Annotated in this window: 21 protein-coding genes and 1 tRNA gene; 15 read left to right on the forward strand and 7 right to left on the reverse strand. The window is 70.4% G+C overall.

Annotated features, from left to right (window positions below; translation table 11 throughout):
- Positions 1-87: 87 nt before the first annotated feature.
- Entirely contained in the window at positions 88-1,488 is a 1,401-nt protein-coding gene (locus C6569_RS00620; RefSeq protein ID WP_106747030.1) for an FAD-binding oxidoreductase, read from the forward strand.
- Between the two features lie 5 nt (positions 1,489-1,493).
- On the opposite strand, the gene C6569_RS00625 is transcribed toward C6569_RS00620, so the two are convergent.
- Positions 1,494-1,751, reverse strand: coding sequence for a GNAT family N-acetyltransferase (locus tag C6569_RS00625; protein WP_106747031.1), 258 nt, complete (start codon positions 1,749-1,751; stop codon positions 1,494-1,496).
- Positions 1,752-1,915: 164 nt separating this feature from the next.
- On the opposite strand from C6569_RS00625, the gene C6569_RS00630 reads away from it, so the two are divergent.
- Positions 1,916-2,533 carry a hypothetical protein gene (locus C6569_RS00630; RefSeq protein WP_106747032.1) on the forward strand — a complete coding sequence of 206 codons (618 nt, stop codon included), beginning with the start codon at positions 1,916-1,918 and terminating at the stop codon, positions 2,531-2,533.
- Positions 2,534-2,540: 7 nt separating this feature from the next.
- Here C6569_RS00630 and C6569_RS00635 read toward each other — a convergent pair whose 3' ends face one another.
- Positions 2,541-2,852: a hypothetical protein gene (locus C6569_RS00635; RefSeq protein WP_146144695.1), complete on the reverse strand. Its 312-nt coding sequence runs from the start codon at positions 2,850-2,852 to the stop codon at positions 2,541-2,543.
- A gap of 267 nt (positions 2,853-3,119) precedes the next feature.
- Between C6569_RS00635 and C6569_RS00640 the strand changes: the two genes are divergently transcribed.
- From C6569_RS00640 to C6569_RS00670, 7 genes are all read left to right on the forward strand, one after another.
- Positions 3,120-4,121 carry a TRAP transporter substrate-binding protein gene (locus tag C6569_RS00640; protein WP_106747034.1) on the forward strand — a complete coding sequence of 334 codons (1,002 nt, stop codon included), beginning with the start codon at positions 3,120-3,122 and terminating at the stop codon, positions 4,119-4,121.
- The gene (locus C6569_RS00645; protein ID WP_106747035.1) at positions 4,121-6,160 is read left to right on the forward strand and encodes a sensor histidine kinase; all 2,040 of its coding nucleotides are present in this window, start codon (positions 4,121-4,123) and stop codon (positions 6,158-6,160) included. The genes C6569_RS00640 and C6569_RS00645 overlap by 1 nt, the downstream gene beginning before the upstream one ends.
- Positions 6,160-7,929: a sensor histidine kinase gene (locus C6569_RS00650; protein ID WP_106750820.1), complete on the forward strand. Its 1,770-nt coding sequence runs from the start codon at positions 6,160-6,162 to the stop codon at positions 7,927-7,929. The genes C6569_RS00645 and C6569_RS00650 overlap by 1 nt, the downstream gene beginning before the upstream one ends.
- 50 nt (positions 7,930-7,979) lie before the next feature.
- Positions 7,980-8,648 (forward strand): winged helix-turn-helix domain-containing protein, encoded by a 669-nt coding sequence (locus tag C6569_RS00655; protein ID WP_425440707.1) that lies wholly within the window; start codon positions 7,980-7,982, stop codon positions 8,646-8,648.
- A 269-nt stretch (positions 8,649-8,917) separates the two neighbouring features.
- Positions 8,918-9,271, forward strand: coding sequence for a hypothetical protein (locus C6569_RS00660; RefSeq protein ID WP_106747037.1), 354 nt, complete (start codon positions 8,918-8,920; stop codon positions 9,269-9,271).
- 26 nt (positions 9,272-9,297) lie between these two features.
- Complete coding sequence (locus C6569_RS00665; protein ID WP_106747038.1) at positions 9,298-9,888, forward strand: L,D-transpeptidase; 591 nt, start codon at positions 9,298-9,300, stop codon at positions 9,886-9,888.
- Between the two features lie 234 nt (positions 9,889-10,122).
- Positions 10,123-10,198, forward strand: a tRNA-Phe gene (locus C6569_RS00670).
- A gap of 115 nt (positions 10,199-10,313) precedes the next feature.
- On the opposite strand, the gene C6569_RS00675 is transcribed toward C6569_RS00670, so the two are convergent.
- Positions 10,314-10,844 carry a hypothetical protein gene (locus tag C6569_RS00675; RefSeq protein ID WP_146144696.1) on the reverse strand — a complete coding sequence of 177 codons (531 nt, stop codon included), beginning with the start codon at positions 10,842-10,844 and terminating at the stop codon, positions 10,314-10,316.
- Between the two features lie 183 nt (positions 10,845-11,027).
- Here C6569_RS00675 and C6569_RS21605 point away from each other — a divergent pair, with 183 nt between their 5' ends.
- The gene (locus tag C6569_RS21605; protein WP_146144697.1) at positions 11,028-11,285 is read left to right on the forward strand and encodes a hypothetical protein; all 258 of its coding nucleotides are present in this window, start codon (positions 11,028-11,030) and stop codon (positions 11,283-11,285) included.
- 178 nt (positions 11,286-11,463) lie between these two features.
- The gene (locus C6569_RS00680) at positions 11,464-13,062 is read left to right on the forward strand and encodes a glycosyltransferase family 39 protein (protein WP_106747040.1); all 1,599 of its coding nucleotides are present in this window, start codon (positions 11,464-11,466) and stop codon (positions 13,060-13,062) included.
- A gap of 9 nt (positions 13,063-13,071) precedes the next feature.
- Here the strand turns inward: C6569_RS00680 and C6569_RS00685 are convergent, their stop codons facing one another.
- From C6569_RS00685 to C6569_RS00700, 4 genes are all read right to left on the reverse strand, one after another.
- A complete protein-coding gene (locus C6569_RS00685; protein WP_245898197.1) occupies positions 13,072-14,139 on the reverse strand; it encodes a sensor histidine kinase in 1,068 nt (355 codons plus the stop codon).
- 84 nt (positions 14,140-14,223) lie between these two features.
- Positions 14,224-15,696 carry a pilus assembly protein TadG-related protein gene (locus tag C6569_RS00690; RefSeq protein WP_106747042.1) on the reverse strand — a complete coding sequence of 491 codons (1,473 nt, stop codon included), beginning with the start codon at positions 15,694-15,696 and terminating at the stop codon, positions 14,224-14,226.
- Between the two features lie 145 nt (positions 15,697-15,841).
- The gene (locus C6569_RS00695) at positions 15,842-16,303 is read right to left on the reverse strand and encodes a hypothetical protein (RefSeq protein WP_106747043.1); all 462 of its coding nucleotides are present in this window, start codon (positions 16,301-16,303) and stop codon (positions 15,842-15,844) included.
- A gap of 253 nt (positions 16,304-16,556) precedes the next feature.
- The gene (locus C6569_RS00700) at positions 16,557-17,510 is read right to left on the reverse strand and encodes an aldo/keto reductase (RefSeq protein WP_106750821.1); all 954 of its coding nucleotides are present in this window, start codon (positions 17,508-17,510) and stop codon (positions 16,557-16,559) included.
- 236 nt (positions 17,511-17,746) lie between these two features.
- Here C6569_RS00700 and C6569_RS00705 point away from each other — a divergent pair, with 236 nt between their 5' ends.
- The 4 genes from C6569_RS00705 (at position 17,747) to C6569_RS00720 (ending at position 22,333) form a co-directional block, all read left to right on the forward strand.
- On the forward strand, positions 17,747-18,979 hold the full coding sequence (locus C6569_RS00705) for a winged helix-turn-helix domain-containing protein (protein WP_106747044.1): 1,233 nt from the start codon (positions 17,747-17,749) through the stop codon (positions 18,977-18,979).
- A gap of 114 nt (positions 18,980-19,093) precedes the next feature.
- Complete coding sequence (locus tag C6569_RS00710; RefSeq protein ID WP_106750822.1) at positions 19,094-19,891, forward strand: crotonase/enoyl-CoA hydratase family protein; 798 nt, start codon at positions 19,094-19,096, stop codon at positions 19,889-19,891.
- A 311-nt stretch (positions 19,892-20,202) separates the two neighbouring features.
- The gene (locus tag C6569_RS00715) at positions 20,203-21,621 is read left to right on the forward strand and encodes a M20 family metallopeptidase (protein ID WP_106750823.1); all 1,419 of its coding nucleotides are present in this window, start codon (positions 20,203-20,205) and stop codon (positions 21,619-21,621) included.
- Positions 21,622-21,646: 25 nt separating this feature from the next.
- A complete protein-coding gene (locus tag C6569_RS00720; RefSeq protein WP_106747045.1) occupies positions 21,647-22,333 on the forward strand; it encodes a glutathione S-transferase family protein in 687 nt (228 codons plus the stop codon).
- Positions 22,334-22,403: the final 70 nt, after the last annotated feature.

The following is a 22,403-nucleotide window of genomic DNA, read 5'->3' on the forward strand; positions in this document are numbered from 1 at the left end:
GCCTTCGTTCCCCGGCCCTTGTGCCTGCGCCGCGCCAGCCCCTAAGGTCCGCTCCCGCTCCACCCTTGGGGCGACCGAGGACCCGCCATGCCCGCCACCCGCACCCGCCCGAGCCCGGAGACCGTCGCCGCCGTCGTCGCCGAGCTCCAGTCCCTGTTCGGCAACCGGGCGGTCACCTCCCAGGCGGTGCGCCAGCAGCACGCCCACACCCTCACCTGGATCGAGAACCAGCCGCCCGACGTCGTCGTCTTCGCCGAGTCGACCGAGGACTGCGTCGCGGTCATGAAGGTCGCCGCCGCCCACGACGTGCCGGTCATCCCCTTCGGCACGGGGTCCTCGCTCGAGGGCCACGTCAACGCGCCCTTCGGCGGCATCTCCCTCGACACCTCGCTGATGAAGCGCATCATCGCCGTCCACGCCGAAGACCTCGACGTGGTGGTCGAGCCCGGCGTCACCCGCAAGCAGCTCAACGAGTATCTGCGCGACATGGGGCTGTTCTTCCCCATCGATCCCGGCGCCGACGCCTCCATCGGCGGCATGGCGGCGACGCGGGCCTCGGGCACCAACGCGGTGCGCTACGGCACGATGAAGGACAACGTCATCGCCCTCGAAGTGGTGCTGCCGAACGGCGAAGTGATCGACACCGCCCGCCGGGCCCGCAAAACCTCGGCCGGCTACGACCTCACCCGCCTCTTCGTCGGCTCCGAGGGCACGCTCGGCGTCATCACCAGGATCACGCTGAAGCTGCACGGCATCCCCGAGGCGATCTCGGCCGCCACCTGCACCTTTCCGACCGTCAAGGACGCCGCCGACGCCACCATCGTCGCCATCCAGACCGGCATCCCCATGGCCCGCATCGAGCTCCTCGACGAGGTGCAGGTCGGCGCGGTCAACGCCTATTCGAAACTCTCGCTGCCCGAGAAGCCGCTGCTGCTGCTGGAATTCCACGGCACCGAAGCCGGCGTCGCCGAACAGGTCGAGCGTTTCCGCGCCATCGCCGACGATTACGGCGCCGGCGACTTCCAGTGGGCCGCCAAAGCCGAGGACCGCACGCGGCTCTGGCAGGCCCGCCACGACGCCTACTGGGCGGCCATGGCGCTCAGGCCCGGCTGGAAGGGCCAGTCCTCCGACGTCTGCGTGCCCATCTCGCGGCTCGCCGAGTGCATCGACGCCACCAAGAAGGACATCGAGGCGAGCGGCCTCATCGCGCCCATCGTTGGCCATGTCGGCGACGGCAATTTCCACGTCCTGCCGCTGATGGACGAGAACGATCCCGCGAGCGTCGCGGCCTGCAAGGCCTTCATGGGCCGCATCGTCGAGAGGGCGCTGGCCATGGAGGGCACCTGCACCGGCGAGCACGGGGTGGGGCAGGGCAAGATGAAATATCTCGCCGCCGAGCACGGCGACGCCGCCCTCGCGCTCATGGCCTCGCTGAAACAGGCCGTCGACCCCCGCGGCCTGATGAACCCCGGCAAAATGGCGGGATGACGGGCTCAGCCGCCGTGCCGGCGCAGCCAGCTCGCCGCATAGCCGCAGCGGGGCACGATGGAGAGGCTCTCGGCCTTGGCCGCGTCGACGACCTTCTCCATCAGGCGCCCGGCCGCACCGGTGCCGCGCAGCGCCGGCTCGGCCTCCACATGGTCGATGACGAGGCTGCCGCCCTGGCGGCGGTAGATCGCGAAGGCCTGGCGGCCGCCGACGTCGAGCTCGAACCGGCCGGCGGCAGCGTTGTCCCGGAACATGTCTGTCATCGCGCAATCTCCCTATCGACCGACTTTACCGCCATATGGGGGCGGCAGCGCCGGCGGCCACCACCCCTCTGCAAGTCTGGCCTGCGGGAACCCGCGATGCGGGGATCGCCGCCGGCCTTCCTCCTGCGACGACCTGGCGGCTTGCCTGCGGCCGGTGCGACACCATGTTCTCGCCCATGACGTGGAAAGCGGTCGTCCTTGTCCTTCTGGCCGGCCTCGGCTCGTCGCCGGTGGCGGCGGCTTCCGAGCCGGCCCTGCCCGATGCACTCAGGCGTTGCGCCGGCATTGCCGTCGAGGCGGAGAGGCTTACCTGTTTCGACCGTCTCGCCGCCGCCCTCAATGCCCCGGACGAACCGGGCACGGCCAGCATCGGCCGCTGGCTGGTGACCACCGGAAGCGACTCCTCCGGCCGCACGATCGTCGCCGACCAGCGGCCGCTGGAGCCCTGGGGCGAGGAAGGCATCGTCCTGGAGATCACGTGCCGCAACGACCGCGTCTCTCTGGCGGTCGGCCGCGACAGCCCGGTCATGGGAGCGGCCAGCGTCTTCGTCACCCTGCGCATCAACGACCGCCTCGCCCCCGGCGACATCTGGCAGGGCTCGCGCGACCTGCAGCAGGCGATCTATCCCGGCGACGTGCGCGAGTTCCTGACGCGGCTGCCGGCCACCGGCACCCTCGCCATCCGTCTGGAAGGGTCGCGACGCTGGCGCTTCGAGGGCACCTACCGGCTCGACGGCATCGACACGATCCGCCGCCGGATGCTGGCGGCCTGCTCGCGCTGAGGCGGCGCTAGAAGGCGCAGCCGAAGGGTTCGAGGCCCCGGCGCATCTGCTCGCCCTGGGTGCGGCAGATTGCTTCGAGCTGCTGGCGCGTCTGCGGATCCTGCGCCAGGGACCGCCAGGTGGTGCGCAGTTGCGCCACCTGCTGGGAGAAGGTGACGCGATGGGTCGCCGGCACCTTGGTCGTCACGCAGACCTCGTAGCTGGTGATGAAGCGATCGCATTCCGGAATGCCGATCTCCTGGGCCAGGGCCGTGCCGCCGCCGGCGTGGAGCCCGATGGCCAGGGCCATCGCGACGGCGGATGTCCGGATGAAAGTCATGCGCATGCCTCCAGCAGCCGCCGACGCGGCGTGGGCGCCGGCCGTCCCCGGCCGCGCCCCTCATTGCGGTGAAGGTCGCCGCCGGCGGTTTCGGCGCGATGTCGCCGCGTCCGGCGTCGCGGCGAGGGCGGCGAGCCGCGGCGACACGGAAATGAAACATTGAGGGCCTCCTCAACCGGCCCGGAGCGGCCATGGCGGCATCGGCGGGTTCGTGGCATGATTTTTCGCGAAGGGCGGGGCAACGCCTGGAATGGGCAGGGGCGGGCGATGGGCGGCTGGTGGAGCATCGTTGCGGTCAGGGCGCCGGCCCTCGCGGTGGGGGCGCTGCTGGCGCTCGCCGCTTTCGCCCCTGGCCTCGCCGCCCGGGAGTTCCGCGTCGCCGACACCCAGCCGCCCGATTACCCGACGGTCACGGCGCTGGAGCTAATGGGCCGGCTCATCGCCGAGCGCACGGGCGGGCGCCATCGCCTGCGCATCTTCCACTCGCGCCAGCTCGGCGAGGAGAAGGAGACGATCGAGCAGACCCGAATCGGCGCCATCGACATCAACCGCACCAATGTCGCCCCGCTGGCGAGCTTCATTCCCGAGGCCAACATCCTCGCCTTGCCCTTCCTCTTCCGCTCGGTCGATCATCTCCACGCGGTGCTCGACGGGCCGGTCGGCGAGGACATCCTGGCGAGCTTCGAGCGCTACGGCCTCGTCGGCCTCGCCTTCTACGATTCCGGCGCCCGCTCCATCTACAATTCCGCCCGGCCCATCCGCCGGATCGAGGACCTGAAGGGCCTGCGCATCCGCGTCCAGCAGTCGGAGATGATGGTGGAGATGATGCGGGCGCTGGGCGCCGAGCCGGTGGCGCTGCCCTACGGCCAGGTCAACGTCAGCCTCGTCACCGGGCTGATCCACGGCGCCGAGAACAACTGGCCATCCTACGTCACCACCGACCATTACCAGGCGGCGCGCCACATCACCCTCACCGAGCACACCATGAGCCCCGAGGTCCTGGTGGTCTCGCGCAAGGCCTGGGACGAGCTGACCACCGCCGACCGCGACATCTTCCGTGCCGCCGCCCGCGAATCCGCCCGCGCCATGCGCGAGCAGTGGCTGAAGCTCGAACAGACCTCGCGGCGCCAGGCCGAAGCGGCGGGCGTCACCGTCGTCACCCTCGAGGACCGCAGCGGCTTCGAGGAGGCGGTGCGGCCCATCGTCGAGCGCTTCGCCGCCGATCCCCCGCTCGCGGCGCTGGTGACGCGCATCCGCCAGGCCCGCTGATGGATGCGACCACGGCACGCAGGGTGATGGTCCGGCCGGCGCTGCGCACCATTCGCGGCAGGCTCGACTGGGTGTCCGAACAGTTCCGGCGCATTCCCGTGCGCTGGCGCATCGTCACCGTCGTCATCCTGAACCTCGCCTTCATCACCCTGCTGATGCTGCTGATCGCCTCCGGCGCGCGGGCCATCCGCTCCGCCTGGGCAGACCTTCAGGAGGCCCGCCGCATCGACCGGCTCCTCGCCTCCATCGAGAACGACGCCGGGCGGCTCCAGACCCTCATCCACCGCTATTTCGCCCTGCCCAACGAGATGGTGCTGAACGAGATCGAACAGCGCCGGAAGGCGCTCCTCGCCAAGCTCGCCATCGAGCAGGAGATCGACCTCGCGCTGCAGAATCCGGCGCGCTCCGTCACCAGCGTCACCGAGCGCTTCATGCTCGGCTTCGACGAGCTGCGCAGCGTCCGCGAGACCATCTCGTCGATCTACGAGAACGAGATCCGCAAGCCGGCGAGCGAACTCTCCCAGCTCTATGCCGTGGTCGAGACCGCCATGGCCGACCGCTCGGCCCTCGTCGGCCCTTCGCTCGGCAAGTCGCGCGAGGCCTTCTCCGTCTTCCTCGTCGCCATCAACGACTATTACCTGACCCAGTCGGTGCAGGCGCAGCGCGAGGCCTCCCGCTCCATTGAGGTCATCCAGCAGACCGCCCCCGTCATGGTCGATCTCGCCCAGACCGAATTCCAGCGCGCCGCGCTGACGGCCCTCGCAGAACGCACCAACGCGCTGCGGGCCGGCTTCGGCCGCATGATCCAGGTCCTCGGCATGCAGAACCGGCTCCTCCAGGTGGAGATCGACGGCAATCAGGCGGTGATGGCCACCGTCATCCAGGAGGTCGCCGAGCGCGTCCGCGCCAAGGAGGACGCGGCGCAGGAACGGCTCGACCAGACGCTCCGGATCGTCTTCGTCCAGGCGGCGGGCATCGCCGGCATCTTCCTCGTCATCGCCGCCGTCATCTGGACCCTCATCGCCAGGTCGATCCGCGTTCCCCTCGACGACCTCGCCGGCAGCATGAACGCCATCGTCGCCGGCGACCTGGACCGCCCGCCCTCCGGCCTCACAGCCACCGATGACATCGGCCGCATGGCCCGCGCCGTGGAGGTGTTCCGCCAGAACGCCATCGAGAAGCAGCGGGCCGAACAGGACCTCGTCGCCGCCAAGGACCGCGCCGAGACGGCGCTCCATCACCTCCGAGACACCCAGCAGAGCCTGGTGGAAGCGGAGAAGCTCGCCGCCCTCGGCGGTCTCGTCGCCGGCGTCGCCCACGAGGTCAACAACCCCATCGGCATCTCGCTCACCGTCGCCTCCACCCTGTCGCGGCGCATCGACGAGTTCGCCGCCGACGTCGAGCGCGGCGAGCTGCGCCGCTCCCGCCTCGCCGACTTCGTCCAGGGCAGCCGCGAGGCGGCGAGCCAGCTCTCGCTCAACCTGCAGCGCGCCGGCGAGATGGTGCAGGCCTTCAAGCAGGTCGCCGTCGACCGCAGCCATGCCGACCGCCGCAGCTTCAATCTCGCCGAGGCCACCGACCAGATCGTCGCCAGCCTCCGCCCGACGCTGCGCCGCTCCCCGGTGAAGCTCGCGGTGGACGTGCCGCCCGACATCGTTCTCGACAGCTATCCCGGCCCCTACGGCCAGGTCGTGACCAACCTCTTCATCAACGCCCTGACCCACGCCTTTCCCGAGGGGCGCTCCGGCACCTTCTCCATCGCCGCCGCGGCCGAGGGTGATCAGGTGGTGATGACCTTCCGCGACGACGGTGTCGGCATGAACGCCGAGGTGCAGCGCCAGGCCTACGATCCCTTCTTCACCACCCGCCGCGGCGAGGGCGGCACCGGGCTCGGTCTGAATATCGTCTTCAACATCGTGACACGGCGCCTTGGCGGGCGTATCTCGCTGTCGTCGACGCCGGGCGTCGGCACCACCTTCCGCATCGTCCTGCCGCTCAACGCGCCGCAGGAGCCCGGCGACCGGCAGGAACCCGCATGATGTCCGAACCGAGAGAGGATGCCATTCACCCGGAGGACGACGATCTCGTCGCGATCCTCGACGACGGCCCGGACGCACCCGCGGTCGAGGCGGGCCGCTGGAAGGTCGCCATCATCGACGACGACGCGGCGATCCATTCCGGCACCAAATACGCCCTGTCGGACTACCAGCTCGCCGGCCACCGGCTGGACCTCTACTCCGCCTTCTCCGCCGCCGAGGGCCGCACCCTTCTCGCCCGTCATCCGGACATGGCGGTGGTGCTGCTCGACGTGGTGATGGAGAGCGACGGCGCCGGCCTCGACCTCGTCGACTACATCCGCAACGAGCTGAAGAACGACACGGTGCGCATCATCCTGCGCACCGGGCAGCCGGGCCAGGCGCCCGAGCGCAAGGTGATCGTCGACTACGACATCAACGACTACAAGGCGAAGACCGAGCTGACCGGCGACAAGCTCTTCACCTCGCTCACCGCCGCCATCCGCTCCTGGCAGCAGCTTATGCGGCTGGTGGAGACACGCCGCGGCCTCGAGCTGATCGTCGAGGCGGCCTCCGAGCTCTTCGACCTCAAGTCCATGAAGAAGCTCGCCGCCGGCGTGCTCACCCAGATCTCCGGGCTCGTCCAGGTCTCCTGCGAGGGCATCCTGGTGCTGCGCGAGGACAAGGAGCGCTTCGCCGTGCTGGCCGGATCCGGGGTCTATGCGCCCGTCGCCGCAGCGGCCGACGGCGTGCTTGACCCCGCCATGGCCCGGCTGGTCGACTCGGCCTTCGAACGCCGTCGCCACGCCTTCGACGCCGCCGAGACGGCGCTCTACATCAAGACCCCGACGGGCCGCGAGATCGTCGTGGCGCTGACCTCCGACCGGCCGCTCTCCGACACCGACCAGACCCTGGTCGCGGTCTTCTGCGGCCGGCTCTCCACCGCCTTCGACAACGTCATCCTCTACGAGCAGCTGCAGGCGGCCAACGCCACCCTCGAGCGGCGCGTCGCCGAGCGCACCCGCCAGCTCACCCTCGCCAACGAGCGGCTCACCGCCCAGTGGCAGCGCCTGAAGCGCACCAACGACCACAAGGCCGAGGTGCTCGGCACCGTCGCCCACGACCTGAAGAATCCGCTCGGCGTCATCCTCGGGCGGTCCGAGATGATGAACGAGCTCCTCTGCCTCGACCCGCCGAACATCGACCGCGCCCGCAGCCAGATCGAGCAGATCCGCTCCTCCGTCGCCCGCATGACCTCGATGGTGGACGAACTCATCAACGACGCCATGCTGGACGCCGAGGACATCGTGCTGCGCCTCGCCGACATCGACGCCGTTGCCGTCGTCGGCGCGGTAATCGACGCCAACGCGCCGCTCGCCGACCGCAAGGGCCAGATGCTGATCTACCGCGGGCCCGACACGCTGCCCGGCCGCGCCGACCCGGACCGCCTGCGCGAGGCGATCGACAACCTCGTCTCCAACGCGGTGAAATATTCGCCGCCGGGCGGCCGCATCACCGTCTCCCTCACGTCCAGCGAGGGCGGCCACCGCATCGCCGTCACCGACTCCGGGCCGGGCCTGACGCCGGAGGACGAGCAGCGCCTGTTCGGCCGCTTCCAGCGCCTCTCCGCCAAGCCCACCGCGGGGGAGAGCTCCACCGGCCTCGGCCTCTTCATCTGCCGGCGCATCGTCGAGCTGCACGGTGGCCGCATCACCGCCACCAGCAACGGCCCCGGCAAGGGCGCGACCTTCGCCTTCACCCTGCCGCCCCTCGTGCAGCGGGGGCCCTCGTGAATCCCGGCCAGCTCGTCTTCGTCGTCGACGACGAGGCCGCCGCCCGCGACATGGTCGGCGACTACCTGAAGATGCATGGCTTCCGCGTGACGCTCTGCGACGGCGGCGCGGCGCTGCGCCGGGCGCTGGAGGAGGAGCGGCCCGCCCTCGTGGTGCTCGACCTCAACATGCCGGAGGAGGACGGCCTCTCCGTCGTCCGCGACCTGAAGCAGCGTCTGGCCGTGCCGGTGATCATGCTCACCGCCACCGCGAGCCCCGACGACCGGGTCACCGGCCTCGACCTCGGCGCCGACGACTATCTCGCCAAGCCATGCGAGCTGCGCGAGCTCCTCGCCCGCATCCGCGCCCTGCTGCGCCGGGCCGTGGCGCCGCCGCGTCCGGCCGGCACCGGCGACGCCCGCGACCTCGTCCGCTTCGGCACCAAGATGCTCGACCTCGGCGCCCATGTGCTGCGCGACGAGACCGGCGCCGAAATGCCGCTGACGAGTTCGGAGTTCAACCTGCTCAAGGCCTTCGCCGACAATCCGCGCCGCGTCCTCTCCCGCGACCGGCTGCTCGACCTCGCCGGCGCCCGCGACCCCGAGGCCTATGACCGCGCCGTCGACGTGCGCATCACCCGCATCCGCCGCAAGATCGAGCCGGACGCCGAGGCCCCCGCCTATATCCGCACGGTGCGCGGTGCCGGCTACATGTTCATGCCCGAGGGCGAGAAGGGCTGACCGGCGGGGCCCTTTCCCGCGTCCTGAAACACGCGAGGCCCGTCCTGCAACGTTCGCCCGCAGGGGCCGACACGCGCCGGCAAGGCTTGAAACACGGCCCCGTGCCATTGAAACGCGGGCTTGCCGCGCGAGACACCACGACGAAAACGCTCCCCCTTACGTTCTCTTCAACCCGATGACGCCGGGCGCGCCGCTCCGATGAACCTTTTCGGCGGCCACGGCGACAGAGGGGAGACCGGCCCACGGAGGGCCGAGATGGGGGATCGCACATGAACCGGATATCGAAGTTTCTGGCTCTCGGCGGTGTGGCGGGCTTCGGCCTCGTCCTGGCACTCGGCCTCTCGCACGACGGCCGCGCCGCCGGCACCGTGCCCTCCCTGGCCCTGACCTTCTCGGCCGCCGACGTCGACCATGCCCATTCCGCCTTCGACGGCTTCCGCAACCGCCTCGACGGTGCCCCGCGCGCCTCCGAGACGGCCGGCCGCACCGCCGCCATCACCGGCGACCGCACCGACTGCGCCCGCTTCGCCTGGCCGCACATTCCCGCCGCCTGCCAGACCTCGTCCAAGGGCGAGCATCTGCGCCCCGTCCGCATGGTCGCCCTCGACCAGACCTCCCGCTGATCCACCGAACCCGCCCGGAGCCCGCCATGAACCGCCGCCTCGTCCTCGCCGCCGCCCTGTCGCTCGCCGCCTCGGCCGCCTCCGCCAATCCCTTCGTCCAGACGATCATGTTCGACCCGGACACCCGCGAGCCCCTGGTCGCCCGGCCGCACGCCTCGGCCGCCGCCCGCGCCCCCGCCATCCCGCGCGAGATCGTCGCCTACACCGGCGGCCATGCCCCCGGCACGGTCGTGGTCAACACCACCGAGCGCCGCCTCTACCTCGTCCTCGCCGACGGCCGCGCCATCCGCTACGGCATCGGCGTCGGTCGCCCCGGCTTCGAATGGGCCGGCAGCCCCACCATCACCCGCAAGCAGGAATGGCCGGACTGGCGCCCGCCGGTGCAGATGCTGCAGCGCCGCCCCGACCTGCCGCGCTTCATGGCCGGCGGCCCCGACAACCCGCTCGGCGCCCGTGCCCTCTATCTCGGCTCCTCGCTCTACCGCATCCACGGCTCCAACGAGCCGCACACCATCGGCCAGGCCGTCTCCTCCGGCTGCATCCGCATGCTCAACGAGGACGTCGTCGACCTCTACGACCGCGTCCGCGTCGGCACCCGGGTCGTCGTCCTGCGCTGAACGCCTCTCCTGCCGTGCATCCCGCATGACCTCCAACTGCCCCGACGGCCCCGCCGTCGGGGCTTTTTCATGACGGGGCCGGCGGCAGGCGCGCGCGACCGGATCGGCCCGCCGCGGACACGGCGACGGCCTGTGGATCATTCTCCCCGATGAGGGTGGACAGCCCCGGCGGGAGCCTCTATAAGCCGGCCCGCACTGCCGCTGATCGTCATCTGACGGTCATGCGCCGCGGTCGCCCGGGTAGCTCAGTTGGTAGAGCATGCGACTGAAAATCGCAGTGTCGGTGGTTCGATTCCGCCCCCGGGCACCATTTCCTCAACATCGCTGACGTCTGACGCGCTTTCCGTCGCGCCGCCTCGCGGACGGCGAAAAACCCCGCGGGCCTTGCGGCGCGCGGGGTCCGATCGTCATGCCGCCGCTGGCGCTCAGCGCCCCCGTGTTTCCAAGATGCGGCACGGTCCGCGGGCGATCCGGCCGCAGGCCATGAGCGCCATCGACACCGCCTGATCGACGCTCCCCCGGCCATATTGCGAGCTGCAGCCGCCAGGCCCGAGGGCGAGGGCCCGCGGACCCGGCCGGGTGAAGTGGCGGATATAGACGCCCCGGCAACTGCCCGTCACCTCCGGCGGCGGCGTGACGGCGCTGACCGGGCCGCCCGGGCGGCCCGGACCCGAGGCAACGCTGCACCGCCGCAGATGCCCTTCGCGCTGGTCGGTTCCGGCATAGGCCCGGTTGCGATCGACGCGCAGGCACCAATTGTAGTGCACGTTGAAATCCGTCGAGAACACGCCAGCATGGAGGTTGGTGTTGCAGCGCGGGTTCGACCGCGCCTGCCGGGCGTCGTGCACGGCCTTTGACGCATATTGATTGCAGAAGCTCGGGCTCTCCGCCAAAGCCGCGGTCGTGCCCATCGCCATCAGCGCGGCGGCGATCAAAACAACCCGTCTCAACATCATGAAAATTACCCCCAAAGACAAAACGCCGGCCGACGCCGGACGCTGACAGCCCACCCGGAGGTACCGTAGTCCGGGGGCGTCTCAGCGGCAAGACGGTGACCTGGGCGCGAGGGAGGCCGCGGCGCGCGGAACAGGCGCGCCCTGTCCCTCGTTCTCCACCCGAAGCGATGGAGATCGACGACGATGGGACACCCCGAAAAAGACGGCCCTGGCGACGTGCCCTCCGATCCTGCCCGTCGCCCCGGGCAGCCGGGCGCCGAGCGCGAACAGGTGGACGACACGACGGAATCCGCGGCGCCGGTGCCGCCTGGCACCTTCGACGAGCGCCAGATCCCGCTCGACCGGGTCAGGCGCGACGCGGCGCCGTCCGGCGACCCGGACGAACCGGCGCCGGACCCTGCCCCTCTTTCGGACGGGTCGATGAAGGCGGGGCCGGTCTGACGGGCGGAAAACCTCGCGCGCGGAGGCGATCGATCAGATGCTCGGCAGCGGGGAGTGAACGGGGGCGGGTGGTCGCATCACCGGCAAACTATGGCAACATTGTGTTGCGTAATGTTACCTGGTGCGTTAGGCGGTAGCGCCGTTCCCCGTTACCGCCCGCCCCCGAATCTCCCGCCGCATGCACAGCCCTGTTCTCTGGCGCGCCGATCTGGTCGGCCCCGCGCCGATCTCCGGCGAGACCATCGGAGCGCTGCTGGTGCGCCGGGGTGTCGCCCTGTTCTGGGGGCTCGCCGGGCTCGGCGCCCTCGTCGCCGTGCTGGCCTCCGCCATCGGCTTCCTCACCCTGCCGCGCGACACGGTGGAAGGCTTTCTCTGGGGCCGCAGCATCGCCTGGGGCTATTTCAAACATCCGCCGCTGCAGGCCTGGGTGCTGGGCTTGAGCGAGCATGTCGCCCCCGGCGCGCCCTGGCTCGCCTATGTCCATGCGCAGATCTGCGTGCTGGTGACGCTCTGGGCGGTGTGGGCGCTCGCCGTCGCCGTGCTCGGCCCGGCCCAAGGCGTCGTCGCCGCCTTCCTGACGCTCGCCGGCATCCACTATTACGGGCCGCCGATGGCGACCTTCACCCCGGACACCCTGTCGGCGCCGCTCTGGGCCCTCACCGGCCTGTTCTGGTGGCGCGCCGTGGTCCAGGGCCGGTCGGCGGCCTGGTTCGCCCTCGCCGTCGTGGTCGCCCTTTCCGTCTACGCCAAATATGTCGGCCTGCTCCTCGTGGCGGTGCTGGCCGTTCTGACGCTGACCCTGCCCGCCGGCCGGGCCCAGATGCGCCGCCCGGTCTTCTGGCTCGCTCTGGCGCTCGGCCTCGCCCTGGTTGCGCCCCATGTCGCATGGGTCGTCGAGACCGGCGGCTCCTCGCTCGCCCATATCCTGTCGACCGACGCCACCGCCGACACGGTGCTGATGCGCCTGTGGTACTGCCTGTGCTTCTTCGGCGCCCAGGTCCTCGCCCATGCCGGGCTCGTCGCCCTCCTCGCGATCTGCGTGGGCGCCGGCGCGTTCAGGCCCGCGCCCGAACTGGTCATCGAGGGCAGGGACCCCGGCGAGACGGAAAAGACCCTGCTGCTGGTCATGGCCTTCGCGCCCATCCTCATCGCCGTGGTCACCAATTTCGCCGTCGGCGGCGAGTTCCGTCAGGGCCGCGGCACCGCGCTCTTCGCCTTTTCCGGCATCGCCGCGCTCGTGCTGATCGGGCCGCGCCTGGTCGTCGGGCGCCTGCGCTTGGCGACCATCGTCGTCGTCGCCGTGGTGCTCGTCCTGCCGGTGGTGAATGCCGGCCATCACGTGCTGCGGCTGGCCGCCGGTGCGGCCCATGTACCGACGCTCTATCCGGCGCGCACCCTCGCCTCGGAGCTCGAGAGCCGGTGGCGGCAGCGCACCGGACGGCCGCTGCGGATCGTCGCCGGCGACCGCTGGCATGCCGGCAACGTCGCCTTCTACGCCGCGGCGCGGCCGCAGATCCTCTTCGACGGCGACACGCGCCTCTCGCCCTGGATCACCGCGGAGCGGGTGGCCCGCGAGGGCGCCCTCCTCGTCTGGCATCCGGACGACGACGCCGCGCGGGTGCGGCTCGAACGTCTCGTTCCCAGCCTGACGGCGGAAGGCTCCGTCCATGCCGATGCCGTCCTGCGCCACGGTGCGCCCACGGTCCTCGCCTTCCGCATCGTGCCGCCGCTGAAGCCCGCGGACCGGGGCGGCCAGCCGGGCGCGGCGGCGCCGTGACCCCGGCCGTCAGGCCGGGTCCACCTCGGGCCTGAACAGCCGCCCCTCCAGTTCGTAGCGCAATCCCTCGGGCGCGAAGCTCAGCTCGGCCCGGCCGGCGAAATCCGCCGGCAGGATGCGCTCGACGAGCTGCGAGCCGAACCCCTTGTGCTCCGGCCGCGGGCAGGAGATGGCGCCGTTCTCGCTCCACCGCAGCCGGAAGTCCTCGCCCTCCACCGACCAGGAGAGGGCGACGGTGCCCTGGTCGCTGCGCAGCGCACCGTGCTTCACCGCGTTGGTGGCGAGTTCGTTGACCGCGAGGGCGAGCGACAGCGCCTGACGCGACGACAGCATCACCGGCGGGCCGGAAATGGTGAAGCGCCCGGTTCCCTGCCGATGTGGCGCCAGCGCGCCCTCCACCACCGCGCGGATGGGCGCCGTCGTCCATTCCTGCTGGATCAGGATCGCATGCGCCTCGCCGAGCGCCGCGATGCGGTCGTTGAACCGCTCGCGGGCGGACTCCAGCGTGTCGGCGTGGCGGAAGGTCTGGTTGGCCACGGCCGAGATCATCGCCAGCGTGTTCTTCATCCGGTGCGACAGCTCGGCGTTGATGAGCTGCGCATTGCGCACCGCCAGCACCTTCTCGGTCGTCTCGATGACCGTGTCCATGATGCCGCAGACCCGGCCTTCCTCGTCGCGGATGGGGCTGTAGCAGAAGGTGAACCAGGCATCCTCGCGGCTGCCCCTGCGGTCGATGGAAAGGCCCAGGTCCTCAATGAAGACGGGCTCGCCGCCATAGGCGAGGTCGACCAGGGGTCCGATCTCGTGCCACACCTCGTGCCAGACCTCCTTCAGCGGCCGGCCGAGCGGGGCGGGCTTGTCGCCGAGGATCACCCCGAAGGCGTCGTTGTGCAGCGTGATCTGGTACGGACCCCAGACGATGCATTTGGGGAAGCGGGAGCTCACCATCATGCCCACCGCGATGCGCAGCGCCGCCGGCCAGTCCCCGATCGGACCGAGCGGCGTTCTGGACCAGTCGAAGTCCCGGATCGCGGCACCCATGGCGCCGCCGCCGTCGAGAAATTGCACGCGGTTCACCAGGTATTCCGCCCTATCGCGCGATCATAACGCGCAACGCCGCCGTCGGTTCCCGGCCCTTCGATAAAAAAGTGCACCGACCCGTCAGCGGGTGATGCGCACGTTCTGGAGCGACAGGGCGATGTTCTTGAACACGTCCGAGAGCGACTGGCGGTCGCGGGCATCGAAGGCGTGAGCCGGGGATGTGGCGCAGTTGCGCATGGCCGCCGAGGCGGTCGGGTCGTTCGAGATGTCGAAGGCGACGGTGAAGATCTCGATGTTCTGCTGCTTGGCGTAGGTGCAGATGGCGTTCATGTCCGTATAGGTCTGCGCGATCTGGCTCGCCTGGTTGGCCGCGTTGCCGTTGGGGGCGAGGTGGCGTCCGTCGGCGGCGTTGAATCGCAGCGTGTTGGCGCCGTCCGTCATCAGCACCATGACCTTGCGCGGCCGGCGGTTGGCCGGATCGTAGGCGGCGCCTTCGGCGAAGGGCGCGCCCGGCGAGAGCACGTTGAGGCCCCAGATCAGGCCGGCGGGGATATAGGTCGACGGCTTGTAGTTGCCGATGTTCACCACCATGCCGCGGATCGCCGTCGTCACCGTCGACTGGCTCGACGTCAGCGGCACGATCGGGTTCAGGCAGTTCTGGCTGGTGGCGAGATAGCCGGGATAGCGCACCGAGGGCTGGGTGTCGTTGAGGCGCAGCGTGCCGGTGGTGCGCGAACCGACGCAGCCGTACCAGCGGTAGCGGGTCGTGCCGCCGCCCGAACAGGACTGGTAGGGCGGAACCGTTTCGTCCCGGCAGGTCGAGGGGGTGCAGTCATAGGTCTCCGAGCGTCCGTCGATCACCCGCGTGCAGGTCCGCGCGGCTCCACGGGTGCAGACCGACCGCGTCGTCTTGGTGACGCAGGTGCGTTGGCTCGTGACGTCATAGTCCGCCGGCACGCTCAGCCAGCTGGCATTGCGGTTGGCGGTGCCGACGTTGACGTAGTCGGCATAGGGGACGACGCCGATCTTCACGTCGGCGTCGGGATCCTGCTTCAGCGTCGTGACGAGCTCCTCCGCCGACTGCTTCAGCGCCACCAGCTTGTCGCCCGACATCGACCAAGTGTTGTCGAGAACGAGGACGAGTTCCGTCTTGCCGTTGAGGCCGCGGATGGCCCGCGCCTCGGCCTCGTAGTCGAGGCGCTGGATGCCGGCCAGGGCCATGAAGGTCGTGTCGATGGTGCCGCTGACCTTCAGCGTCACCTCCCGCTGATCGGGCCGATAGGCGAACTGGGTGACGCGCGAGCCGTCGGCATTGGTGCCGCGCAGGTTGGCGGTGGCATGGCCGTCCGCCACCAGCTTCATGCTCGTCTCGGTCTCCAGCCGGGAGGAGGCCGCCGCCAGCGCGGCGGCGTCGGCCGCCGATTGGGCCGCGGTGCGGGCCGCCGACAGCCGCGAGAAATCGATGCCGACGCCGACCGCGAGGAGCAGGGGAACGGCGCAGATGGCGAAGAGCACCGCGACAACGCCCGAGGTGTCGCGCCGCGCATTGCCAAGGAAGGCGGTGAGCGTCTGGCGCAGGACCTTGGGGGACATGGGGGGCTCATGAACTTGCGGCGGTTTCCCCAGCGGTAGAGGCTGCGCTTCAACAATCTCCTAATCGATACAGTGAAACAGACGCTGGTCATCGCCGTGGTAAACGAGATGGAGACGATGCGCCCGCCTTGCTCGCCGAGCGGCCTCACTCGCCCAGCCGGCAGATCGCCTTCAGCCGGCGCGCATGGCGGGAGATGGCGGTCACGTCATAGGTCTGTTCGACCGCCGGGAACTTGATGAAGACCTGGGCCGCCTCGGCGATGTCGGCGAGGAACTGCGTGGCGAAGCGCGCCGTGACGAAGGCGGAATTGCGGGTGACACGCCAGCGGATCGGCTTGGGCGGCCCGTTGTCGACGCTGTATGAGCCCTCGAACAGGCCTTCCGGCACCTCCGGCAGGCGGTAGCCGGGCGAGAAGGAGACGAAGGCCGCGCCGGCGCTGCACAGCAGCGTCAGCCGCTCGCCGGAACTGCGGTAGGAGATCTCGATCGCCGGTCCCGACCCGCTGGTCTCTTGCAGTTCCCGCACCCGCCATTCGGCCCGCGACGGGTCCGCCGCCGCAAGGGCGACCAGCCAGACCAGTCCGGTGAGAAGATGGCGGAGCGGCATATCGCAGTCGGGAAAGAGCTTTGCCGGCGAGCCTCGGTGACCTGCCGGTGATCAAAACGCTGGAGGGCGGTGGCACTCCAAGTCGAAAACAACATTTCGCGCCGGCTCGCGCCCGCGACAAAGTGTTGCGCGACGTTTCTGCACCGGACATGCGGGGAAGACAAGGGAGGGGACATGCGCGGGCGGCGCAGCCGTTTCCCGTCACTGGCATGGATCCGCAACGTTCCTCTATTTCCCGCAGCGGAACCGTGGATCAAAGCGCTCCCGCGGCATCAAGCTTCGCCATGTCCGCCGCCCCCAGGGACAACGAGGTGGAGCGGACGAGGCTCTCGAGCTGCTCGCGCGTCGTGGCGCTGGCGATGGGGGCGGTGACCGCCGGCTTGTGCATCAGCCAGGCCACGGCGACCTCGGCCGGCCTGGCGCCGTGGGCCTCGGCCACCTCGTCCAGCGCCGCGAGAACGCGGAAGCCGCGCTCGGTGAGATAGGGCCGGACGCCGCGTTCGCCGCGCGGACTCTTTCCCAGATCGGCTTCCGAGCGGTACTTGCCCGAGAGGAATCCCTTGGCGAGCGAGAAATAGGTGATCACGCCGATCCCCTCGGCCGTGCAGAGATCGGCCAGCGGACCCTCGAACTTCGCCCGGTCGTGAAGATTGTATTCGGGCTGCAGCACCTCGTAGCGTGGCAGGGAGTTCGCCGCGGCAGCGGCGAGCGAGGCCTTCAACTGGTCGGCGTCCAGGTTGGAGCAGCCGATGGCCCGCACCTTGCCGGCCTTTACCAGCTTCTCATAGGCCGCCAGCGTCTCCTCGTAGGGCGTCTCCGGGTCCGGCCAGTGCGACAGGTAGAGGTCGATGGCGTCGGTCTGCAGGCGCCTGAGCGAGGCCTCCACCGCCTCGGGGATGTAGCGGGCCGAGAGCCCCTTCTTCCCCTCGCCCATGGGCGAGCCGACCTTGGTGATGAGGGTGATCCTGTCGCGGGCGCCGCGGGCCTTCATCCACTTGCCGATGATCGTCTCGCTCTCGCCTCCGACATGGCCCGGCGCCCAGGCCGAATAGACGTCCGCCGTGTCGATCGCGTCGAAGCCGGCATCGACGAAGCGGTCGAGCAGGTCGAAAGACGTGGCTTCGTCCGCCGTCCAGCCGAAGACGTTGCCGCCGAAGACGAGCGGGGCGATGGAGAGGCCGGTGCCGCCGAGGGGGCGTCGGGTCAGGGGCTGGGTCCGGTTCATGGCGTGATCCTCGGCGGTTTCGATGACGGGCGGCGAGATTAACCCCGGGCCGACCTTCGGGGACAAGGGGCCCGCCGGATTCTGTCGGCATGGCAGCCGCGCGGGGCGCAAGGCCAGCCGGCATGCGGCTTTGCCGGCGCGCTGCGATGCTGCCAGCTTTCGGGTGGCTCGCCATCTATCCCCTGCCTATGCCGGGGCCGTGCCGCTAGGGTGATCCCATGTCTCCTCGTCCCGAAAAGCTCTCGCTCCGGCAGGCCCGGCGCATCGCCGTCGCCGCCCAGGGCTTCGACCTCGCCGGTCTGTCGCGCCGCGAGGGCCATACCGGCGAGCGCCGCCATCTGAAGCGCATGGCCGAGAGCCTCGGCGTTATCCAGATCGACTCGGTCAACGTGGTGGCCCGCGCCCACACCCTGCCGGGTTTTTCCCGCCTCGGTCCCTACGACACCGCCGACCTCGACGCGCTCGCCTATGCCGGGCGCCGGCGGTCCCTGTTCGAATATTGGGGCCACGAGGCCTCCTATCTGCCGGTGGGTCTGCAACCGCTGTTCCGCTGGCGCATGGAGCGGGCGCGGCGGGGGGAGGGGATCTATACCGGCCTCGCCGAATTCGGCCGCGAGCGCGCCGACCTCATCGAGGACGTCCGCCGGGAGATCGCGGACGAGGGACCCAAGGCGGCCGGCGAACTGTCGCACGATCACAAGGGCGAGGGCGGCTGGTGGGGCTGGTCGGAGGGCAAGCGCGCCATCGAATGGCTGTTCTGGGCCGGCGTCGTCACCACCGCGACGCGTCGCGGCGCCTTCGAGCGGGTCTACGACCTCACCGAACGTGTCCTGCCGCGGGCGGTGGTGGAGGCGCCGACCCCGCCGGAGGCCGACGCCGTCCGGGACCTCGTGCGCCGGTCGTCGGTCGCGCTCGGCATCGCCACCGAGCGCTGCCTGCGCGATTATTACCGGCTCGGCGTCGCCGGCACCCGCCAGGCGGTGGCCGAACTCGTCGCGAGCGGTGACCTCGTCCCCGTCACTGTCGCGGGCTTCCGCAACCCGGCCTATCTGGCGAAGGAGGCGCGCATTCCGCGCCGGGTGGAGGCCCGCGCCCTGCTCGCGCCCTTCGATCCGCTCGTCTGGCAGCGCGAGCGCACCGAGGCCCTGTTCGGCGCCCGCATCCGCCTCGAGATCTACACGCCGGCCGACAAGCGCTCCCACGGCTATTACGTGCTGCCTTTCCTGCTCGGCGACACGCTGGCAGCACGCGTCGACCTCAAGGCCGACCGCGGCGGCAGCCGCCTGGTCGTCCAGGCCGCGCATCTGGAAGCGGGCGCTCACGCCGCCGCCGTGGCGGAGCCGCTGGCCGCCGAACTCGGGCTGATGGCGCGATGGCTGGGGCTGGACGCTGTGAGGGTGGAGCTGCGCGGCGATCTCGCCCCGATGCTCCAGGCGGTCGTCGCCGGCTGAAGCCCCGCGCCGGGCCGGAGCATTCCTCCCTGCTGCCTCCCGAACGGCCGGCTTCAACCCGTCCCGGGCCTCTCCCACAATGGGCCGAGGAGCCTTGCCATGACCACCACCCGAATTCGCGACCGCATCGCCGTCACCATCGAGGACGGCGTCGCCGACATCCGGCTCGACCGTCCCGACAAGATGAACGCGCTCGACCACGCCATGTTCGACGCGCTGATCGAGGCGGCGGCTCTCGTCCGCGACACGACCGGCGTGCGCGCCGCCGTGCTCTCCGGCGAGGGGCGGGCCTTCTGCGCCGGCCTCGACTTCGGCTCCTTCGCCGCGATGCAGTCGGGCGGCGACCGCTCGCTCTCCGACCTCGTCACCCGCACCCACGGCATCGCCAACCGGCCGCAATATGCGGCCTGGTGCTGGCGGGAGCTGCCCATTCCGGTCATCTGCGCCGTGCACGGCGTCGCCTATGGCGGCGGCCTGCAGGTGGCGCTCGGCGCCGACCTGCGCTTCGCCACGGCGGATGCGAAGCTCTCGATCATGGAGATCAAGTGGGGCCTCGTGCCCGACGTCGCCGGAACCCAGCTCCTGCGCCATCTCTGCCGCGACGACGTGGTGCGCGACCTCACCTATACCGGCCGCGTGGTGACCGGCGCGGAGGGGCTGGCCCTCGGCCTCGTCACGCGCATCGAGGCCGACCCGCGGGCGGCGGCGCTCGCTGCGGCGCGCGACGTCGCGGCGAAGAACCCGGCGGCGATCCGCGCCGCCAAGCGCCTGCTCAATGCCGCGACGGTGGTCGGCCCGGCCGAGGGTCTGATGATGGAATCGGTGGAGCAGCAGGCCATCCTCGGCTCGCCCAACCAGGTCGAGGCCATCGCCGCCAACATGGAGAAGCGGGCCCCGCGGTTCGTGGATTGAGCCTCACCGTCGCGCCGCCTCCGCACAGCTGACCGAAAACTCTTCCCGTCACCCCCGGCGAGCCCGCAGGGCGAGGGAAGGGGGTCCAGGGGCCGAGGACGAGTTCCGCGTCGGGTCTGAGCCTGGGCCGTTCCGCGGCCGGGCCCTTCGGCCCCTGGATCCCCTTCCCCTCGCTTCGCTCGGCCGGGGATGACGGGCGGAGCCTCGGACGGCGTTCGCGTCCGCCACGCACCCGCCATGCGTCCTCGCGCTGGACTTCGCTGCGCCACGGCAGTGATATGCGCGCTTCCCAATCGACCCTCGAGGGCATCATGGACAACCGAAGCGACCTGTGGCGGCAGGTGGACGCGGCATCAGGCCGCCTCATCGAACTCTCAGACCGCGTCTGGGGGATGCCCGAGGTCTGCTACACCGAGGTCCGCTCCTGCGCCGAGCACACGGCGCAACTGAAGGCCGAGGGCTTCCGCGTCACCGAGGCCGTCGCCGGCATCCCGACCGCCGTCATGGGCGAGGCGGGCGAGGGCGGGCCGGTGATCTGCTTCCTCGGCGAATACGACGCCCTGCCCGGCCTCAGCCAGGAGGCGGGCGTCGCCGAGCACCGGCCGGTGGAGGCCGGCGGCCACGGCCATGGCTGCGGCCACAACCTCCTCGGCTCGGCGGCACTGCTGGCCGCCACGGCGATGAAGAACTGGCTCGCCGCCAACGGCCTTCCCGGCCGCGTGCGCTATTACGGCTGCCCGGCGGAAGAGGGCGGCGCGGCCAAGGCCTTCATGGTGCGCGCCGGCGCCTTCTCCGACGCCGACGTCGCCATCACCTGGCATCCGGGAAGCTGGTGGGAGGTCGCCCCGCCGCTGTCGCTGGCCAATACCCGCGCCGACTTTATCTTCACCGGCAAGGCCTCCCACGCCGCCGCTTCGCCCCATCTCGGCCGCTCCGCCCTCGACGCGGTCGAGCTGATGAACGTCGGCGTCAACTACATGCGCGAGCACATGCCCTCCGACGCGCGCGTGCACTACGCGCTGCTCGACACCGGCGGGATCGCGCCGAACGTCGTGCAGGCCCACGCGCGCGTGCGCTATTCGATCCGCGCCCGCGACCTGCCGGGCATGCTCGAGCTCGTCGCGCGCGTGCGCAAGATCGCTGAGGGCGCCGCGCTCATGACCGAAACGAAGATGGAGATGAAGATCATCTCCGCCGTGTCCAACATCGTCGGCAACACGCCGCTCGAGGAGGCGCTTCAGGCGATCATGGAGGACCTCGGCCCGCCGCATTTCGACGAGGACGACAAGGCTTTCGCCCAGCGCATCCAGGCGACCCTCACCCCCCAGGACATCGCCAGCGTCTATCGCACCATCGGCCTCGAGCCGGAGGACAGGCCGCTCGCCGACTTCACCGTGCCGCTCAATGCCAAGCGCAACCCGCTGATCGGGTCCACCGACGTCGGCGACGTGAGCTGGGTCGTTCCCACCGTCCAGGCCCATGCGCCGACGGTCGCCGTCGGCACGCCTTTCCACACCTGGCAGGTCGTCGCCCAGGGCAAGATGCCCGCCGCCCACAAGGCCATGGTGCAGGTGGCCAAGGCCATGGCCGCCACCGGTGCGGCGGTGCTCACCAACCCCGACCTCATGGCCGCCGCCAAGGCCGACCTTGCGCGGCGGACAAAGGCGACGCCTTATGTCTGCCCGATCCCGGACGAGATCGGTCCGCCCCTCTCCATGTCTGCCGGCTGAGCGAAAGCCCCCCGAAAGGCCCCCCATGATCCGCTTCTACTTCAACGGCTCGCCCAACCCGACCAAGGTCGCGCTCTTCCTCGAGGAGAGCGGCCTTCCCTACGAGCCCGTCGCCGTCGACACCCGCACCGGCGCCCAGTTCGCGCCCGACTATCTCGCCATCAATCCCAACGGCAAGGTTCCGGCCATCGTCGACGGCGACGCCGTCGTCTTCGATTCGAACGCCATCCTGCTCTATCTCGCCGAGAAGACCGGCCAGTTCCTCCCCGCCGCCTCCGATGCGAAGGCGCGCGGCGAACTCATGTCCTGGCTGATGTTCGTCGCCACCGGCATCGGTCCCTATTTCGGCCAGGCGGTGCACTTCAGGCACTTCGCCCCCGAGCCGGTGCCCTATGCCCATGAGCGCTACCAGTACGAGGCCGACCGCCACCTGAAGGTGGTGGAGGGCCATCTCGCCGGCCGCGACTGGATGGTGGGCAATGCCTATTCGATCGTCGACATGGCGCTGTGGGGCTGGATCCGCATGGTCCCCTTCGTCCTCGGCGACGACGCCTGGGCGCGCTATCCGAACGTCAAGAAACTGCTCGACGCCGTCTCCGCGCGTCCCGCCGCGGCGCGGGCCGTGGCCCTGAAGGACCGCTTCACCTTCAAGGCGCAGATGGACGAAGAGGCCCGCGCCATCATGTTCGGCCACCTGAAGAAGGCCGGTTGATCCTCGACCCTGTCGCGGCCGCATTCCGCTCCTGCCGTTCGGCCTATTGCGAGGGCCGGGTGCGGGGTGA

The organism is Phreatobacter cathodiphilus, assembly GCF_003008515.1.
GTDB lineage: Bacteria > Pseudomonadota > Alphaproteobacteria > Rhizobiales > Phreatobacteraceae > Phreatobacter > Phreatobacter cathodiphilus.

Coding starts and splice junctions, on each gene's coding strand:
- C6569_RS00620 (WP_106747030.1), top strand. CDS start 88: ATGCCCGCCACCCGCACCCGCCCGAGCCCGGAGACCGTCGCCGCCGTC.
- C6569_RS00625 (WP_106747031.1), bottom strand. CDS start 1,751: ATGACAGACATGTTCCGGGACAACGCTGCCGCCGGCCGGTTCGAGCTC.
- C6569_RS00630 (WP_106747032.1), top strand. CDS start 1,916: ATGTTCTCGCCCATGACGTGGAAAGCGGTCGTCCTTGTCCTTCTGGCC.
- C6569_RS00635 (WP_146144695.1), bottom strand. CDS start 2,852: ATGACTTTCATCCGGACATCCGCCGTCGCGATGGCCCTGGCCATCGGG.
- C6569_RS00640 (WP_106747034.1), top strand. CDS start 3,120: ATGGGCGGCTGGTGGAGCATCGTTGCGGTCAGGGCGCCGGCCCTCGCG.
- C6569_RS00645 (WP_106747035.1), top strand. CDS start 4,121: ATGGATGCGACCACGGCACGCAGGGTGATGGTCCGGCCGGCGCTGCGC.
- C6569_RS00650 (WP_106750820.1), top strand. CDS start 6,160: ATGTCCGAACCGAGAGAGGATGCCATTCACCCGGAGGACGACGATCTC.
- C6569_RS00655 (WP_425440707.1), top strand. CDS start 7,980: ATGGTCGGCGACTACCTGAAGATGCATGGCTTCCGCGTGACGCTCTGC.
- C6569_RS00660 (WP_106747037.1), top strand. CDS start 8,918: ATGAACCGGATATCGAAGTTTCTGGCTCTCGGCGGTGTGGCGGGCTTC.
- C6569_RS00665 (WP_106747038.1), top strand. CDS start 9,298: ATGAACCGCCGCCTCGTCCTCGCCGCCGCCCTGTCGCTCGCCGCCTCG.
- C6569_RS00675 (WP_146144696.1), bottom strand. CDS start 10,844: ATGATGTTGAGACGGGTTGTTTTGATCGCCGCCGCGCTGATGGCGATG.
- C6569_RS21605 (WP_146144697.1), top strand. CDS start 11,028: ATGGGACACCCCGAAAAAGACGGCCCTGGCGACGTGCCCTCCGATCCT.
- C6569_RS00680 (WP_106747040.1), top strand. CDS start 11,464: ATGCACAGCCCTGTTCTCTGGCGCGCCGATCTGGTCGGCCCCGCGCCG.
- C6569_RS00690 (WP_106747042.1), bottom strand. CDS start 15,696: ATGTCCCCCAAGGTCCTGCGCCAGACGCTCACCGCCTTCCTTGGCAAT.
- C6569_RS00695 (WP_106747043.1), bottom strand. CDS start 16,303: ATGCCGCTCCGCCATCTTCTCACCGGACTGGTCTGGCTGGTCGCCCTT.
- C6569_RS00705 (WP_106747044.1), top strand. CDS start 17,747: ATGTCTCCTCGTCCCGAAAAGCTCTCGCTCCGGCAGGCCCGGCGCATC.
- C6569_RS00715 (WP_106750823.1), top strand. CDS start 20,203: ATGGACAACCGAAGCGACCTGTGGCGGCAGGTGGACGCGGCATCAGGC.
- C6569_RS00720 (WP_106747045.1), top strand. CDS start 21,647: ATGATCCGCTTCTACTTCAACGGCTCGCCCAACCCGACCAAGGTCGCG.